Genomic DNA, 15,709 nt, shown 5'->3' with positions numbered 1-15,709 from the left:
TGGTCACTCAGTTTCAATTGAGACTCTAATTTGTTTGCCTCACTACCGAAGTAGCTTGGCTGTTAGAACTCAATCTGCACGAGTGCCCACACAGACGAATGCCTTAAATTGTTAAAGAACGTTGCGACGTTGTCGCTAGGGATGCGTATAATACATCCTTTATTTTTTGAGTCAACACTTTGTTTTCAAATTTCTTTTTAGAAGCTTTAAAAGTAAAGTTTTACTTAACTCTCTGATTAACTCTTGCCTCGCTATGCGTTGGCGCCTGCCGTCTCAGTGGGGTCGCATTATAGGGATATTCGAGTGGGGGTCAATGTTTAATTCACGCTTTTTTGAATAAAAACACTTTTAGTACGAAAGGTATACAAATAAAGGGGTGGAGAGCGCTTTTAGTTTAAAAAACATGCATTTTTAATCACTTTAAAAATGCTAATGATCTATGAATATAAAAGCGGAAAACAAAACATATTCTTTTCCGCTTTTAAATAGCATGGTTAATTAGCTGAAATTTCCCATACTGCAATAGAACCAGATATTTCATTACCTATTATGAGGAGTGGTTTATTAGTGGCACTTTGTTCAGCCGGCACAAACATCATCCCTTCTGGTGCAAGGTCGCCGGTTATAGCTGCTTCTTCTATTACACCTCGGTTATAAAAGTAGTCTTCAAATTGCACATCATATGGGTTAGTAATATCGTAAACCATAATCCCGCCCATACGCTCGAGCCCTATAAATGCAAAGGTGCGTTCACCAATTGTACCTATTGTGAGCGCTTCGGGTTCTGCGCCTTTATCGTCTGAGCGTGTATCGCCTTTATTTTCATCTTCATTGTTATTGAAGGCTTCGCCATGAACAGATGCAGTTATACGGCCTATGTCGTCGCCTGAGTCAAACACCACCAGCCCATTACTGTCCCAAATAGTAAACGAACGTGCGCCATAGGCATAAAGCGATTCGTATTGGCCATCGTTATTAGTATCACCTTTAACCGTTGTCACTTTTAAACGGCCGATGTCGTTATCGTCGTTATTTAAGTAGTCAAAGTTAGCAGCAAGTGTTAAGTCTTCAACGCGGCTTTCATCTATGTAAGCAAGGCAACCATCGTCTTCATCGAAATCTAAGCCGCCTTTGGCTGTACAATCTGCATCATCGGTTGTATCAAAAAAGTATTCGCGTGCATCGCCTTCATTAGCCGACACTATAAAGTTGGCGCCTTTCCAGCTAAAGCTTGATATTGTGTCTGGCTGGTACATGCCGTATAAGCCGGGGTATGATTTAAAATTAACACCGCCGTCTTTATCTGATGCGTCTATTTGTAAGTTAGACCAGTCTTTAAATCCTAACCCTTTTAACTCAAGAGAGTTATCTTCTAGATTAACGATGGCAAGCGCGTTATTTTCTTGAATTGATACATAAGCGTATTTGTTATCTTTAGAAATGCTGACGTACTCTGGCTCTAAGTCCATAGCGACGGTTGTATTTATTAAATTACCATTTATAGTGCGCCCTGTTGGATTAGCAAATACCAATCCTATAGCTTCAAGCTCAGCTTGCTTATCGTTGTATGCTGTAAAGTCAATATTTGTAGCGGTGTCGGCAACTTCCCCATCAATAACATTAATAATGCTGATAGACCCCTGTGGGTCAATACTATAGTCGCCATTAGGTTCTCCTTCGTTGGCAACAACCACTTTTACTCCATCATGGCTAAAAGTAACCATATCAGGCAAAAAACCAGCGGTTACATTTTTTATAAAGATTGGTGTATCGCCGCTTATATCGTAAAAGGCAACTTGGCCCATTTCACCAACGTTTTTTGCGGCCATGGCTACAGCAAGTAATTGGTTATTTTCGTCTATTGCAATGCTGTTTGCGTCACCGGGGGTGTTGTCGTTTAAGGTAAGTGTAATTGCCGTACTTAAGTTAGTTGTATTTACAATGCCTTCGTTATCTTGCGCTAAAGCAGCTGTATCGAATGTGTCGGCAGGGATAATATTTACAACCGCTGTATCGCCCGAGCTATTAATAGCGTAAATCCATTTTTTTGATGCTTGATAAGCGACTATTTCGGCAGCACCTTCAGGACTTTGCGCATTGAGTACAGCTCTACCTACTAAACTAATGGTTAAAGCTGAGTTAGCGTTGGTGCCGTTAATTCCATTCTCACCTGCAGTTCCTTGTACACCTTGTAAACCCTGTGCGCCACTTTGACCATCATCGCCATCTAATGAGCAACCGGTCAGTATAGATAAAAGTGAAAGCGCTATTATTGATTTTTTTAACATTGTAATTTCTCTTAGTGTGGTATTACGTAAATATCAACACAGAGGTATTACAAAGTTGTGGCACTTTTAATAAAACTTTTTTACCTTAAAAAACCAGCTGATAGGCTAAAGGTAAAATAAGCAACATACCCAAAATATAACCGGCCTTTTTTATCGTTGGCGAATAGTTATTTTTAATTTTAATACCTAGCAAGGGCCTCAGAGCGCATTACCACTAATGTAATAGCTGCGCAAGCCCCCCAAGTACCCACTGTAATTAAAAATAACTCAACCACGGGGCAAAAATTAAAAGGCCGCAGCATAAAACACAAAATAATTAATGCACTTTGATGTAATACGTAAAAGGGAAACACCACGCTATTTAGTGTATTTAGGTAAGGTGCTTTAAAGTTTAAAAAGCGCTGCGCTAAGGTGAGCATGGCGAACACCCCAACAACTCTTTGAGTATTATATATAGTGACCCAAACATAATTTGGTAAATCTAATACACTCTGATACGCCAAAACAATGCACACATATAATAGGATAAAGCTTGTACACAATACCCAACGATATTGATTTAAACTTGCCCAAAAATAAGTATTTTTGGCTTACAGGTATCCTGTAAATAAAAATATAAAGCCGCTTACTTCGCGTATTGCATCACCTTTTAAATAATTATTAGCAAGCAACATGGCTATTACTAATAAGCCTGTGAGCATAGGAAATGATAGATTTAATTTAACCGTGGTTAATAAAGAAGAAAAAATAGAAAGCTTTGCTACTAATGAGTATATAAAAACAATAAGCATGAACTGCCATAAAGAACGTAAATACCATAAATGATTTACATCAACATGCGGCCATACGCCAGATTGGTAATTAGCAAACATGCTATTACTAGTATCTAAAAACGCTAAATAAAACTGCCAGTACGTTATATCTATAACGCCTTGTTGATGCATTTCGGCATAAAGCTGTAAAGGTACAACTAACCATAACCCCACCAGCAGGGGCAGTAATATAAAAATAGAACGCTTTAAAACAAATAGGGCACGTAGTTTGTAGCCACCTACCTTATCAAGCATAAAACGAAGTGCCACCCCTGATATAAACCAAATTAGCAACATTCTCCAAGGGGAAAACACCAACATAAAAGACTCTACGTGTTCAGACGTATAATTACTTTTAAAATGAAACCCCCAATTTGGGCTATACAACATACCTATGTGATAAAAAATGAGAGTCGCAAATGCAATTACTCTTAACCAATCAAGAAAGTAATGGCGAGAGTGTATAGATTGTATTGCGTTTAATTGAGTACTCATACGTTAACCAATGTGTTTGTGATACCGGTAGTTAACTTAAAATAACTCGCAAAAACTATACATAAGTGCTTATATTACAAGCAATAGTGATAAAAGGTGGTATACAGGGATAGCTGTCTCCTACAAATATAAAAGCACACATAATGAACCTTCAACACTTTCAACGTTTTCAAACTTTTTATGCCGCGTTACTTTTGTTTAGCTACGTTGTAATAAACAATACGGTTAATGCGACAACTCAAATAATGGAGGCGCAAAGAGACGGCGCACTGCCTTTTTTAATATGGGAGCCGTTTGTATGGGAATATTCCAGTGCGTTTAGCACGTTAATTATATTCCCGGCTGTGGTGTGGCTATTAAAAAAAGTACCTTTTAATTGGCATAATATTGCGCTTTCGCTGTGTACTTACTTTGTAGCGTCTATTCTTTTCAGCGTATTCCACATTAGTGTAATGGTTGGAGGACGTAAGCTCATTTATTGGTTGAACGAACTTCACTACAACTTTGGGCTCAGCTGGTTTGAATTTTTATATGAATACCAAAAAGATGCGATAAGCTTTTTATTCTTTATCACTCTTATTAAAGTTTATCAGTATATTGTTAAACAGCTACTCGGGGAGGCTTCATCTATTGATGAAAGTGAGCAACACAATACTGATACTATTAATCGCTTATTAGTTAAAAAGCGGGGTAAAGAATTTATTATAAAAATTGACGACGTGGATTGGCTTGAATCTTCAGGCAATTATGTAAACTTACACATTGGCACGTCCATTTACCCTTTAAGAACGACCCTTACAGCACTAAGTGAGCAATTAGAAGATAAAGGCTTTTGTAGAGTCCACCGCAGCCATGGCGTAAACCTTGATAGAATAGAGTCTATTACACCGCTACCTAGTGGTGATAGTGAAATAAAACTAACTACAGGTAAAGTGCTTAACCTTTCTAGGCGTTATAAAGAGCAATTTAAACTTAAGCTGCAATAAAAAAGGCTACCTAGGTAGCCTTTCAGTATTATTTTTTAACCGGGCGTTTCCAGCCGGTTAAATTACGCTGCTTTGAACGTGCTATTGCAAGCTGCTCGTTTTCAACGGTGCTAGTGATCACAGAGCCCGCTCCCACAGTTGCTGTTGCACCAATATTTACAGGGGCAACAAGTGATGAATTTGAGCCAATAAAAGCATTATCGCCAATAATGGTTTTTGCTTTATTCACCCCATCGTAGTTACAGGTAATTGTACCTGCGCCAATATTTACTTTTTCGCCAATTTCAGCATCGCCTAAGTAACTTAAGTGATTAGCTTTAGAGCCTTTACCTAAACGGGTTTTTTTCATCTCAACAAAGTTACCAATGTGAGAGTCTTCTTCCATTACCGCACCTGGGCGAAGGCGTGCATAAGGGCCAAGTGTACATTTAGCCGCTACGCTTGCATCTTCAATTAGAGTATTCGCCTTTATTACAACGTTATCGCCTACGGTACAGTTTTTAAGTACACAGTTAGGGCCTATGTGTACGTTATTGCCAAGGGTTACATTACCTTCAAAAATAACGTTGATATCAATTAATACATCTTCACCTGTTTTTACGTCGCCACGCACGTCAATGCGAGCAGGGTCGGCAAGAGTTGCACCATTTAACATTAACTCTTCTGCTTGCCATGCTTGATATGCTCGTTCAAGGCCTGCTAGTTGTACGCGGTTGTTTGCACCTTCAACTTCCATTGCATGATCTGGCTGAGCCGATGTAATTTCTACACCTTCACTGTGCGCCATAGCCACTATATCTGTTAGGTAGTATTCACCTTGGGCATTATTGTTAGATAAGTTGCCTAACCAGGTTTTTAACAGTTTGCCGTTAACCGCCATAATACCGGTGTTTACTTCGTTAATAAGTAACTGCTCTGCGCTTGCATCTTTTTGCTCAACAATACCAACAAGCTTGTCATTTTCACGCAGCATACGACCGTAGCCATTTGGATTAACCAAGTTAACGGTTAATACCGCTAGCCCATTTTTAGGTGTTGCAGCTAATAAGCGCTCAAGCGTTGATTGCTTTGTAAGTGGTACATCGCCGTACAACACAAGTACAGTGTCATCATCATTAATGTGAGGGTTTGCTTGTGCAACAGCATGGCCTGTACCTAGTTGATCTGCTTGCAGTACCCAGTTTACGTTATTATCGGCAAGTTGTTGTTGTAATAGTTCGCCGCCGTGTCCGTAAACTAAATTAGTTGTGGTTGCACCAAGTGCCTTTGCGTTATCTATAACGTGCTGCACCATAGGTTTACCTGCCACTTTATGCAGAACTTTAGGTAGAGCAGAGCGCATACGAGTACCTTTACCCGCAGCAAGAATTACTGTTGTTAGAGCCATTAAAACAATTTCCTTTTTCCGTTGTTTTAGTTAACAAGTCTGTTTATACAGAAGATTACGTAAGTCACGCCCTGTGCAAATACTCAGTAAACTAATTTGCTATTACTGAATCTTGGCTGAAAAACACACTTAATTTAATGGCGTTATTGTAACGGGGATTGATGAAGGATATAAGTGAAAAGCTCAGTTAATAACTTCTACGACTAAAAAAAGCTTAAATTTAAACACGGACCTTAGCAACAAGCACAAAAAAGCCCACATAGAGTGGGCTTTTTATAAACCAGATAGGCTTACTTTTTACGTAATTGCTGAATAACACGTAGTTGTGCTACCGCTTCAGCTAGCTGCATTGCCGCTTGATTGTAATCAAGCTCTGACGATGCACCTTTTGCCATTTGCGCTTCAGCGTCACGTTTAGCTTGCTCTGCAGCTTGTTCGTCTAGGTCTTCACCACGAACGGCTGTGTCTGCAAGTACGGTCACTATGTTCGGTTGAACTTCTAGTGTACCGCCAGCAATATAAATGAGTTCTTCTTCACCAAATTGCTTAACTAAACGCACCATACCAGGTTTAAGGGCAGTTAGTAGTGGCGCGTGACCGGCATTAACACCAAGCTCACCTTCACTACCAGATACTTGAATCGATTCAACCAAACCAGAAAACAAGTTCTGCTCTGCGCTTACTACGTCAAGATGTACAGTCATAGCTGCCATACTACCCTCCTAATTACATGCTTTTGGCTTTTTCTTGAGCTTCTTCGATAGAGCCAACCATGTAGAACGCTTGCTCTGGAAGGTCATCAAACTCACCGTTTAAAATGCCTTTGAAGCCAGCAATTGTGTCTTTAAGTGAAACGTATTTACCTGACGCACCTGTAAATACCTCTGCCACGAAGAACGGCTGAGATAGGAAGCGTTGGATTTTACGTGCACGAGATACAAGTTGCTTATCTTCGTCAGAAAGCTCGTCCATACCTAGGATTGCGATGATGTCTTTAAGTTCTTTGTAACGCTGAAGAACCGTTTGAACGCCACGTGCTGTATCGTAGTGCTCTTGACCAATTACTAATGGGTCAAGCTGACGTGAAGATGAATCAAGTGGATCTACCGCTGGGTAAATACCAAGTGATGCGATATCACGTGAAAGTACTACTGTTGCATCTAAGTGAGCAAACGTTGTTGCTGGAGATGGATCCGTTAAATCATCCGCAGGTACGTATACCGCTTGGATTGATGTGATTGAACCCGTCTTAGTAGATGCGATACGCTCTTGAAGTACACCCATTTCTTCAGCTAGTGTAGGCTGGTAACCTACTGCTGATGGCATACGACCAAGTAGTGCAGATACTTCTGTACCCGCAAGTGTGTAACGGTAGATATTATCAACGAAGAAAAGTACATCGCGACCTTCGTCACGGAACTTTTCAGCCATAGTAAGACCTGTTAACGCTACGCGTAAACGGTTACCTGGAGGCTCGTTCATCTGACCGTATACAAGCGATACTTTATCAAGTACGTTTGAATCGTTCATTTCATGGTAGAAATCGTTACCCTCACGAGTACGCTCACCAACACCTGCGAATACTGAGTAGCCGCTGTGCTCGATTGCGATGTTACGGATAAGTTCCATCATGTTTACGGTTTTACCAACACCGGCACCACCGAATAAACCAACTTTACCACCTTTAGCAAACGGACATACAAGGTCGATTACCTTGATACCTGTTTCTAAAAGCTCAACTGAACTTGATTGCTCTTCGTATGAAGGCGCTGCACGGTGAATAGACATACGGTCTTCTTCGCCGATTGGGCCAGCTTCATCGATTGGCTCACCAAGTACGTTCATGATACGACCAAGTGTTGCTTTACCAACTGGAACTTGAATCGCTTCACCTGTGTTTGATACTGCTGCACCACGACGTAAACCGTCTGTAGTACCTAGTGCGATAGTACGTACCACACCGCCACCTAGCTGTTGTTGAACTTCTAGAGTCAAACCAGCTAAATCGCCATCTGTTACTTTTAGCGCGTCATATACGGCTGGCACGTTGTCTTGTGAAAATTCAATATCCACAACGGCACCGATAATTTGGACGACCTTACCTAAACTCATGTCTATTCCTCTCGTTAATCTTTGCCTGAAGCATTAAACTGCGGCTGAACCAGAAACAATCTCACTAATTTCTTGTGTGATTGCCGCTTGGCGGGCCTTGTTGTAAACAAGCTGTAACTCATCCATAAGGTCGCCAGCGTTATCAGTTGCAGCTTTCATTGCAACCATACGGGCAGCCTGTTCAGAGGCAGCGTTCTCAACCACACCTTGGTATACCTGAGACTCTACAAAGCGAACTAGCAAAGACTCTAAAATAGCGTCTGGACTTGGTTCGTATAAGTAGTCCCATGTGTGGGCAGATACTTCTTCTTCAGCTTTTGGCAAAGGGAGTAACTGATCTATTGTTGGCTCTTGCTTCATGGTATTAACGAAGTTGTTATATACCAGGAATAAACGGTCAATTTTACCTTCAGAGAATGCATTAAGCATTACTTTTACAGGACCAATAACGTCTTGTACTGAAGGTTTATCTCCTAGGCCTGCTTTTTTAGCAAGCACTTGACCACCAAAGCGTTGAAAGAAACCAGCAGCTTTGCTGCCTAAAGTTGCAAACTCTGCGTCTACACCTTTTTCTTTCCATGCTTTTATGTCTAATGCAACTTTCTTAAACTCGTTTGAGTTTAAGCCGCCACACAGACCACGGTCAGTAGAGATAACAATATAACCAACTCGTTTTACTTCACGTTCTTCTAAGAACGGGTGAGTAAAATCAAGATTTGCTTGAGCAACACGACCAATCACTTTGCGTAATTTGTCAGCGTATGGACGGCTTGAAGCCACTCGTTCTTGCGCCTTTTTCATTTTAGACGCAGCAACCATTTCCATTGCGCTAGTGATCTTTTGAGTATTTTTAATACTCCCGATCTTGCTTTTAATCTCTTTTCCGCTGGCCATGACTCTCTCTCCGAATCAAGGTGTGCTTTAGTAAACTAAAGCGCACCATTAATAACTAAATTACCAAGTTTGCGTAGACTTGAACTTCTCTAGAAGTTCTTTAAGTTGCGCTTCGATCTCGGCGTTGTAGTTACCAGTTTCATTGATTTGAGCCACAAGCTCTGCGTATGTGCTACTTGCATAAGAAAGTAAAGCTGCTTCGAAATCCATGATTTTAGAGATTTCGATATCTTTAAGATAACCTTTCTCAGCTGCAAATAACGACAAAGACATTTCAGCAACAGACATTGGCGCGTACTGTTTCTGCTTCATTAGCTCTGTTACACGCTCACCATGCTCAAGTTGAGCACGTGTAGCATCGTCAAGGTCAGACGCGAACTGCGAGAACGCAGCTAATTCACGGTACTGAGCTAGGGCTAGACGGATACCGCCACCTAGTTTCTTAACGATTTTAGTTTGTGCAGCACCACCAACACGCGATACCGAGATACCAGCATTTACTGCCGGACGGATACCTGAGTTGAATAAGTCAGTTTCTAAGAAGATCTGACCATCGGTGATAGAGATAACGTTAGTCGGTACGAACGCAGAAACGTCGCCGCCTTGAGTTTCAATGATTGGCAATGCCGTCAATGAACCAGTTTGTCCTTTCACTTCACCGTTAGTGAACTTTTCAACGTAATCAGCGTTTACACGCGATGCACGCTCTAAAAGACGCGAGTGAAGATAGAATACGTCACCTGGGTATGCTTCACGACCTGGTGGACGCTTAAGTAGTAATGAGATTTGACGGTAAGCAACTGCTTGCTTAGATAAATCATCATATACGATTAATGCGTTTTCACCACGGTCACGGAAGTATTCACCCATAGTACAGCCCGAGAACGGTGCTAAGTACTGAAGTGCCGCAGACTCAGAAGCAGATGCTACAACTACGATAGTATTTGCAAGTGCACCGTGCTCTTCTAATTTACGTACTACGTTAGCAATAGTAGATGCTTTTTGACCAACCGCTACGTACACACACTTAACGCCTGTGTCTTTTTGGTTGATGATTGCATCGATTGCTAGTGCAGTTTTACCTGTTTGGCGGTCGCCGATTACAAGCTCACGCTGACCACGACCAACTGGGATCATAGCATCAATAGATTTGTAACCAGTTTGAACTGGCTCATCTACAGATTGACGCTCGATTACACCTGGTGCAATTTTTTCTACAGGTTCAAACCCGTCGTTATCTAAAGCGCCTTTACCATCGATAGGAGCACCTAGTGTGTTAACAACACGACCAAGTAAGCCAGCACCAACAGGAACTTCTAAGATACGACCAGTTGTGTATACTTTTACGCCTTCAGTAAGGTCAGCGTACGGACCCATTACTACTGCACCAATTGAGTCGCGCTCAAGGTTTAGTGCGATAGCATAACGGTTGCCAGGAAGCTCAATCATCTCACCTTGCATACAGTCAGCTAGACCGTGGATGCGGATGATACCGTCAGTAACAGATACAATTGTACCTTCGTTACGAGCTTCACTTACAACTTCGAACTTCTCAATACGTTGTTTGATTAGTTCTGAAATTTCAGTGGAATTAAGTTGCATGCTCTTTTTCCCAATTACGATTGTAGTGTTGTGGCCAAGCGGTTTAATTTTCCGCGTACAGAGCCGTCGATTACAGTGTCGCCTGCCTTAATAATAAGGCCGCCAACTACTGACGCGTCTTCACTACAATTCAGCTTAACTTTGCGTGCGAAACGTTTTTCAAGTGTCGCTACCAATGACTCTTGCTGCGCTGCAGTAAGAGGGGTTGCCGAAATCACGTCTACATCGATTTCTTTGTCATACTCTGCTTTAAACGCAGCGAATAACTGTGCAACCTCAGGCAGTGCAATCAAACGTCCATTTTCAGCCATCACCTTCACTAGGTTCTGACCTTGTTCGTTGAGCTGCTCTGCGCATAAATTAATAAATAACTCAGCTTGTGCAGAAGCAGTAGGCAGTCCAGCTAAAATGGCTGATGCTTGCTCATCGCTGGCAACGTGGCCAGCGAAAAACAACATGTCATTCCAGCTTTCAATAGCGCCTTTTTCAACGGCAAGTTCAAAAGCCGCTTTAGCGTATGGGCGAGCGATAGTAGTCAATTCAGACATGCTCATACCCTCCTAATTTACAGCTCAGCGACAAGTTTTTCAACGATGTCACTATGTGCGGCTTGATTGATTTCACGCTCTAAAATTCTCTCTGCGCCAACCACAGCCAGTGTTGCTACTTGCTTACGTAGCTCTTCTGTCACACGGTTACGCTCTGATTCAATTTCAGAGTGCCCTTGAGCAATAATTTTTTCACGCTCTTCTTGTCCACGAACGGTTTCTTCGTCAACAATTAGCACGGCACGCTTTTTAGCTTGATCAATGATATCAGCCGCTTGAGCTTTTGCATCTTTAAGCTGTTCTGCAGCTTTTTGTTGCGCAAGTTCTAAGTCTTTTTCGGCTCTATCAGAGGCAGCTAAACCATCTTCGATTTTCTTCTGGCGAGCTTCAATTGCACCGTTAAGTGGTGGCCATACGAATTTCATACAAAAAAGTACGAACACCGTAAACGCAATTAATTCACCGATAAGAGTGGCGTTTAAGTTCACAACCGCTCCTCCTTAAATAGTAAGCTGTTCAAAAAATAAAATTAAAGTACGAACAACAATACCATCGCGATACCAACACCAATCATTGCTACAGCATCGATTAGACCAGCAAGGATAAACATTTTAACTTGTAGCGATGGTGCAAGTTCAGGTTGACGCGCACATGCTTCAAGGAATTTACCGCCCATGTTACCAAAACCGATTGCTGTACCGATTGCACCGAAGCCGATAAGTAAAGCTACTGCGATGTACTTAAGACCTAATACTAGTTCCATTTTTTTCTCCAAAGTTTCAATTGTAATTAAAAGTAAAAATTAAAAGTTATAAATTAGTGATTATCTGAACTTGCCATACTTAGGTATACGATTGTTAGCATCATAAATACGAATGCTTGCAATACGATTACTAAGATATGGAATACAGCCCAAACAAAGTGCAACGGTAGTTGCATTAAGCCAATCGCACCTATAAGGATGAAGATTAGTTCACCTGCATATAAGTTACCGAACAAACGCAGTGCCAGTGAAAACGGCTTAGAAACCAATGCGATAAGCTCTAGTAATAGATTGAATGGGATTAAAAGAATCTGCATAGCTGTATTGTTAGAACTAAACGGGTGAAGTGTTAGCTCTTTAATAAAACCGCTGATGCCTTTAATTTTAATTGAGTAACCAATCATTAATATAAACACGCCTAGCGCTAGTGCTGCTGTTAAGTTTATATCTGTTGTTGGTACAATTTTCATGTATACGTCGTGTGAGTCCATGCCAAAAGCTTGCTCACCAACTAAACCAGCAAATGCAGGCAAGAAGTCAACTGGGATTAAATCCATTAAGTTCATTAAAAATATCCAAACGAATATCGTTAATGCTAATGGTGCTATCAGCTTGCTTTTACCATGGAAAGTGTCACGTACGTTGTCGCCAACGAACTCAACTATCATTTCAATGAAACACTGAAATTTACCTGGTACGCCCAATGTTGATTTTTTAGCGGCACTACGGAAGATCCATAAAAAGATAAGACCTAGTCCGATTGACCATGCGAGGGTATCTACATGCCATGTCCAAAAACCACTGTCCGTACATGCTTTATTGAAGGCTAGACCGGCGTCGGTCGAGCACATCTTAGCATTGGTTAAGTGGTGCTGGATATGGCTAGATAGAGTAACTTCTTCTGCAGCCATGTTATATCCCAAAAGTTAATGTTTAAAAAAAACGGGTGCAAACAATCCAGTGAATAAAGCTAGTACATAGATACTAAAAAAGGGCAGTAAAACTACCGGAAAATGCTTTAGTACTAGCGCAAACAAAATGATTGTCAGCATAAACTTTAGAGCGTTACCGCGTTTTAACGCGTTATACGCTTGTTCTGCACGACTCGCGCCCATAAATCGAAAGGCGTAAAGTGCAAAAACACAGTGAGGGAGTATCGCGACTGCGCCACCAGCTAACGCTGACAGACTGGCTTCAACTCCCAAACCAATAAAAATAATTACGGCAGCAAATAATGCTACAACACCCTGAAGACAAATTAATTTAAATGCGGCAAGCCTATACGGACTCGCTAACTTATTATTCACTTTTTGTTAACCTTAATGGCATTCAAATCGTTAGGGTGTGAAAACTGGCGAAATTATACTGTATCCTGCCAGTTTTGCAACTTGAGTAGAGAGTTTGTAACACAAATTTGCTACAAATGTCTCTTTTTAGACATGTAATAGATCAATGGTGGGTATTGTCGTGATTAATACGATTCAAAATGCCGTCAAGCTCGTCTAAATTAGTATATGAAATAACCAATTTACCCTTGCCTTTTTTGTTGTAATTTATCTCTACTTTAGCACCTAGGTTTTCTGCTAATTGTTGTTCTAACTGTTTAACATCTGGGTCTTTTTTGTGTTCTTGCTTGGCGGGTGCTGGCTCTAAAATTGCGCGCACTAATTTTTCAGTCTCTCTTACAGTAAGTGCCTTTGCAACAGCCGTTCGTGCAGCGTCAGACTGTGCTTCACCTTCAAGTGCAAGTAAACAGCGCGCATGACCCATTTCTATGTCACCATGTTCTAACAGAATTTTTACATCGTTGTTTAAATTATTTAAACGTAATAAGTTTGTTACGGTCGTTCTTGATTTCCCAACCGCATCAGCCACTTGTTGATGTGTTAATTCAAACTCATTTAATAAACGATTTAGTGCAACCGCCTCTTCCATTGCATTTAAATCTTCACGCTGAATATTTTCAATCAGGGCAATAGCAACGGCGGCTTCATCGGGTACATCTTTAATGATACACGGAACAGTGTCGAGCTTAGCTATTTGCGCTGCGCGCCAACGACGCTCACCGGCAATAATTTCATAGCTGTTATGAGCAATAGGGCGTACTACAATGGGTTGTATAATACCTTGTGATCGAATTGAACTGGCAAGTTCTTCGAGTGCCTCTTCAGACATGTCTTTACGAGGTTGGTACTTGCCTGAATGCAAAAACTCAATAGGCAATGTTTGTAATGGGTTATCTGTAGCACTTACTGTACTTTGAACAACCTCTGTGACGTTTTGTGTGTCTTGTTCCTTGCTGGCGCTGGGTGCAGGCTTAGACGAACTTAAAAGTGCATCGAGTCCTCGGCCTAAACCTCGTTTTTTAGCAGACATGTTATTTTTTTACCTCAAAGTTAGGCGACAACGGACGCTGTTTTTTCTTTTCTGCGCAGCATTTCACCGGCAAGTGCTAAATACGCTTTTGCGCCACTTGATGCTCTGTCGTAATACATAGCAGGAGCGCCAAAACTTGGCGCCTCAGCTAGACGAACATTGCGCGGGATCACAGTGCGATACACTTTATCACCAAAATGTTGTTTTAATTGTTCTGAAACGTCGTTTGCTAGGCGGTTACGCGGATCGTACATAGTGCGCAATATGCCTTCAATTTTTAATTCGGGGTTAACCAATTTAGCCAACTGCGTGATGGTATCCATTAATGCAGTTAAGCCTTCGAGTGCATAATACTCGCATTGCATTGGCACTAAAATGGAATCAGCAGCGGCCATAGCATTAACAGTGAGCATATTTAATGAAGGCGGGCAGTCTATGAATATAAACTCGTATTGGTCCTGAATTTTTTCAAGTGCATTACGAAGGCGTACTTCACGGGCAAATAATTCCATGAGTTTAACTTCAGCAGCGGTTACGTCTCCATTTGCTGCAATCATATGGTATTCGCCAGACGTTTCTTTAATGATCACGTCTTCAATGGGCTTATCTTCAATAAGTAGGTCGTAAATAGTAGGCACATCGCCATACTTATCTACACCACTGCCCATAGTGGCATTACCTTGCGGGTCGAGATCAATTAACAGCACTTTACGCTTCGTTGCGGCCATAGACGCAGCGAGATTAACAGCGGTCGTAGTTTTACCTACACCCCCTTTTTGATTTGCCAATGCGATGACTTTTGCCACAGTGTCTCTGATCCCTAGTCTTTAGAAAGAATAATTAAATGTCGTTGTGCATCTAACTCAGGTACTTCTAATGCAATTTTTTTCTCAAACTTTACGCCAGCCGGTAGTGACTCTAACTCTTCGCTAGGGTAAACGCCTTTAAGCGCAATAAATTGACCCGAATGATCAATTAAGTGCGAGCACCAGTCAACCATATCTTGTAATGAAGCAAATGCACGACTGAGTACGCCATCTAATTTAACACTTGGTTGATATTCTTCAACTCTTGACTGCACCGGGGTAACATTATCAAGCCCGAGCTCATGTTTAACATGCATTAAAAAGCGTACACGTTTACCTAAACTGTCGAGTAAAACAAATTGGGTATTAGGAAGTGCAATGGCTAATACAATGCCAGGAAGGCCTGGACCTGTACCCACATCAATATAATGATGACCGGGTAAATGAGGTGCAACAACAAGGCTGTCCATAATATGTTTTACCATCATTTCTTGAGGCAAACGTACTGAGGTTAAGTTATACGCCTTGTTCCACTTATCCAATAGCTCAACGTAACGAACAAGCTGTTGTTGTTGTTTTTCTGTTAGCGCAATATCAGTTTGCGCTAACAATGTAGTTAATTGTTGTTGTAACACTAGGT

The 15,709-nt window shown here is 41.3% G+C and carries 16 protein-coding genes; 1 reads left to right on the top strand and 15 read right to left on the bottom strand.

Going from position 1 to position 15,709, the window contains the following annotated elements:
* Window positions 1-494 precede the first annotated feature (494 nt).
* Window positions 495-2,288: a choice-of-anchor I family protein gene (locus tag CWB62_RS06540; protein ID WP_058405159.1), complete on the bottom strand. Its 1,794-nt coding sequence runs from the start codon at window positions 2,286-2,288 to the stop codon at window positions 495-497.
* Between the two features lie 590 nt (window positions 2,289-2,878).
* Entirely contained in the window at window positions 2,879-3,595 is a 717-nt protein-coding gene (locus tag CWB62_RS18840; protein ID WP_249310795.1) for a hypothetical protein, read from the bottom strand.
* A 143-nt stretch (window positions 3,596-3,738) separates the two neighbouring features.
* Between CWB62_RS18840 and CWB62_RS06530 the strand changes: the two genes are divergently transcribed.
* Window positions 3,739-4,581, top strand: a complete 843-nt coding sequence (locus CWB62_RS06530; protein WP_058405160.1) for a LytR/AlgR family response regulator transcription factor — start codon at window positions 3,739-3,741, stop codon at window positions 4,579-4,581.
* Window positions 4,582-4,609: 28 nt separating this feature from the next.
* Here the strand turns inward: CWB62_RS06530 and glmU are convergent, their stop codons facing one another.
* From glmU to rsmG, 13 genes are all read right to left on the bottom strand, one after another.
* Entirely contained in the window at window positions 4,610-5,968 is a 1,359-nt protein-coding gene (glmU, locus tag CWB62_RS06525) for a bifunctional UDP-N-acetylglucosamine diphosphorylase/glucosamine-1-phosphate N-acetyltransferase GlmU (RefSeq protein ID WP_058405161.1), read from the bottom strand.
* Between the two features lie 290 nt (window positions 5,969-6,258).
* Window positions 6,259-6,681 carry a F0F1 ATP synthase subunit epsilon gene (locus CWB62_RS06520; protein WP_006793948.1) on the bottom strand — a complete coding sequence of 141 codons (423 nt, stop codon included), beginning with the start codon at window positions 6,679-6,681 and terminating at the stop codon, window positions 6,259-6,261.
* 13 nt (window positions 6,682-6,694) lie between these two features.
* Window positions 6,695-8,080, bottom strand: a complete 1,386-nt coding sequence (atpD, locus tag CWB62_RS06515; protein ID WP_006793949.1) for a F0F1 ATP synthase subunit beta — start codon at window positions 8,078-8,080, stop codon at window positions 6,695-6,697.
* Between the two features lie 33 nt (window positions 8,081-8,113).
* Window positions 8,114-8,974, bottom strand: coding sequence for a F0F1 ATP synthase subunit gamma (gene atpG / locus CWB62_RS06510; protein WP_058405162.1), 861 nt, complete (start codon window positions 8,972-8,974; stop codon window positions 8,114-8,116).
* 60 nt (window positions 8,975-9,034) lie between these two features.
* Window positions 9,035-10,576 carry a F0F1 ATP synthase subunit alpha gene (gene atpA, locus CWB62_RS06505; protein ID WP_058405163.1) on the bottom strand — a complete coding sequence of 514 codons (1,542 nt, stop codon included), beginning with the start codon at window positions 10,574-10,576 and terminating at the stop codon, window positions 9,035-9,037.
* Between the two features lie 14 nt (window positions 10,577-10,590).
* Window positions 10,591-11,124: a F0F1 ATP synthase subunit delta gene (atpH, locus tag CWB62_RS06500; RefSeq protein WP_006793952.1), complete on the bottom strand. Its 534-nt coding sequence runs from the start codon at window positions 11,122-11,124 to the stop codon at window positions 10,591-10,593.
* A gap of 17 nt (window positions 11,125-11,141) precedes the next feature.
* Window positions 11,142-11,612 (bottom strand): F0F1 ATP synthase subunit B, encoded by a 471-nt coding sequence (atpF, locus tag CWB62_RS06495; protein WP_006793953.1) that lies wholly within the window; start codon window positions 11,610-11,612, stop codon window positions 11,142-11,144.
* Between the two features lie 41 nt (window positions 11,613-11,653).
* On the bottom strand, window positions 11,654-11,887 hold the full coding sequence (gene atpE, locus CWB62_RS06490) for a F0F1 ATP synthase subunit C (protein WP_004335261.1): 234 nt from the start codon (window positions 11,885-11,887) through the stop codon (window positions 11,654-11,656).
* A gap of 53 nt (window positions 11,888-11,940) precedes the next feature.
* Window positions 11,941-12,798 (bottom strand): F0F1 ATP synthase subunit A, encoded by an 858-nt coding sequence (gene atpB, locus CWB62_RS06485; RefSeq protein WP_058405164.1) that lies wholly within the window; start codon window positions 12,796-12,798, stop codon window positions 11,941-11,943.
* Window positions 12,799-12,813: 15 nt separating this feature from the next.
* Complete coding sequence (locus CWB62_RS06480) at window positions 12,814-13,194, bottom strand: ATP synthase subunit I (RefSeq protein WP_006793956.1); 381 nt, start codon at window positions 13,192-13,194, stop codon at window positions 12,814-12,816.
* A gap of 142 nt (window positions 13,195-13,336) precedes the next feature.
* On the bottom strand, window positions 13,337-14,263 hold the full coding sequence (locus CWB62_RS06475; protein WP_058405165.1) for a ParB/RepB/Spo0J family partition protein: 927 nt from the start codon (window positions 14,261-14,263) through the stop codon (window positions 13,337-13,339).
* A 20-nt stretch (window positions 14,264-14,283) separates the two neighbouring features.
* Window positions 14,284-15,069, bottom strand: coding sequence for a ParA family protein (locus tag CWB62_RS06470; protein WP_006793958.1), 786 nt, complete (start codon window positions 15,067-15,069; stop codon window positions 14,284-14,286).
* 14 nt (window positions 15,070-15,083) lie between these two features.
* The gene (rsmG, locus tag CWB62_RS06465; RefSeq protein ID WP_058405166.1) at window positions 15,084-15,704 is read right to left on the bottom strand and encodes a 16S rRNA (guanine(527)-N(7))-methyltransferase RsmG; all 621 of its coding nucleotides are present in this window, start codon (window positions 15,702-15,704) and stop codon (window positions 15,084-15,086) included.
* Window positions 15,705-15,709: the final 5 nt, after the last annotated feature.

Source organism: Pseudoalteromonas sp. S408, from assembly GCF_005886645.1.
Classification (GTDB): Bacteria; Pseudomonadota; Gammaproteobacteria; order Enterobacterales; family Alteromonadaceae; genus Pseudoalteromonas.
Note: the sequence above shows the minus strand (reverse complement) of the source record. Positions and strands in the feature narration are given on the sequence as shown.

Coding starts and splice junctions, on each gene's coding strand:
- CWB62_RS06540 (WP_058405159.1), bottom strand. CDS start 2,288: ATGTTAAAAAAATCAATAATAGCGCTTTCACTTTTATCTATACTGACC.
- CWB62_RS18840 (WP_249310795.1), bottom strand. CDS start 3,595: ATGAGTACTCAATTAAACGCAATACAATCTATACACTCTCGCCATTAC.
- CWB62_RS06530 (WP_058405160.1), top strand. CDS start 3,739: ATGAACCTTCAACACTTTCAACGTTTTCAAACTTTTTATGCCGCGTTA.
- glmU (WP_058405161.1), bottom strand. CDS start 5,968: ATGGCTCTAACAACAGTAATTCTTGCTGCGGGTAAAGGTACTCGTATG.
- CWB62_RS06520 (WP_006793948.1), bottom strand. CDS start 6,681: ATGGCAGCTATGACTGTACATCTTGACGTAGTAAGCGCAGAGCAGAAC.
- atpD (WP_006793949.1), bottom strand. CDS start 8,080: ATGAGTTTAGGTAAGGTCGTCCAAATTATCGGTGCCGTTGTGGATATT.
- atpG (WP_058405162.1), bottom strand. CDS start 8,974: ATGGCCAGCGGAAAAGAGATTAAAAGCAAGATCGGGAGTATTAAAAAT.
- atpA (WP_058405163.1), bottom strand. CDS start 10,576: ATGCAACTTAATTCCACTGAAATTTCAGAACTAATCAAACAACGTATT.
- atpH (WP_006793952.1), bottom strand. CDS start 11,124: ATGTCTGAATTGACTACTATCGCTCGCCCATACGCTAAAGCGGCTTTT.
- atpE (WP_004335261.1), bottom strand. CDS start 11,887: ATGGAACTAGTATTAGGTCTTAAGTACATCGCAGTAGCTTTACTTATC.
- atpB (WP_058405164.1), bottom strand. CDS start 12,798: ATGGCTGCAGAAGAAGTTACTCTATCTAGCCATATCCAGCACCACTTA.
- CWB62_RS06475 (WP_058405165.1), bottom strand. CDS start 14,263: ATGTCTGCTAAAAAACGAGGTTTAGGCCGAGGACTCGATGCACTTTTA.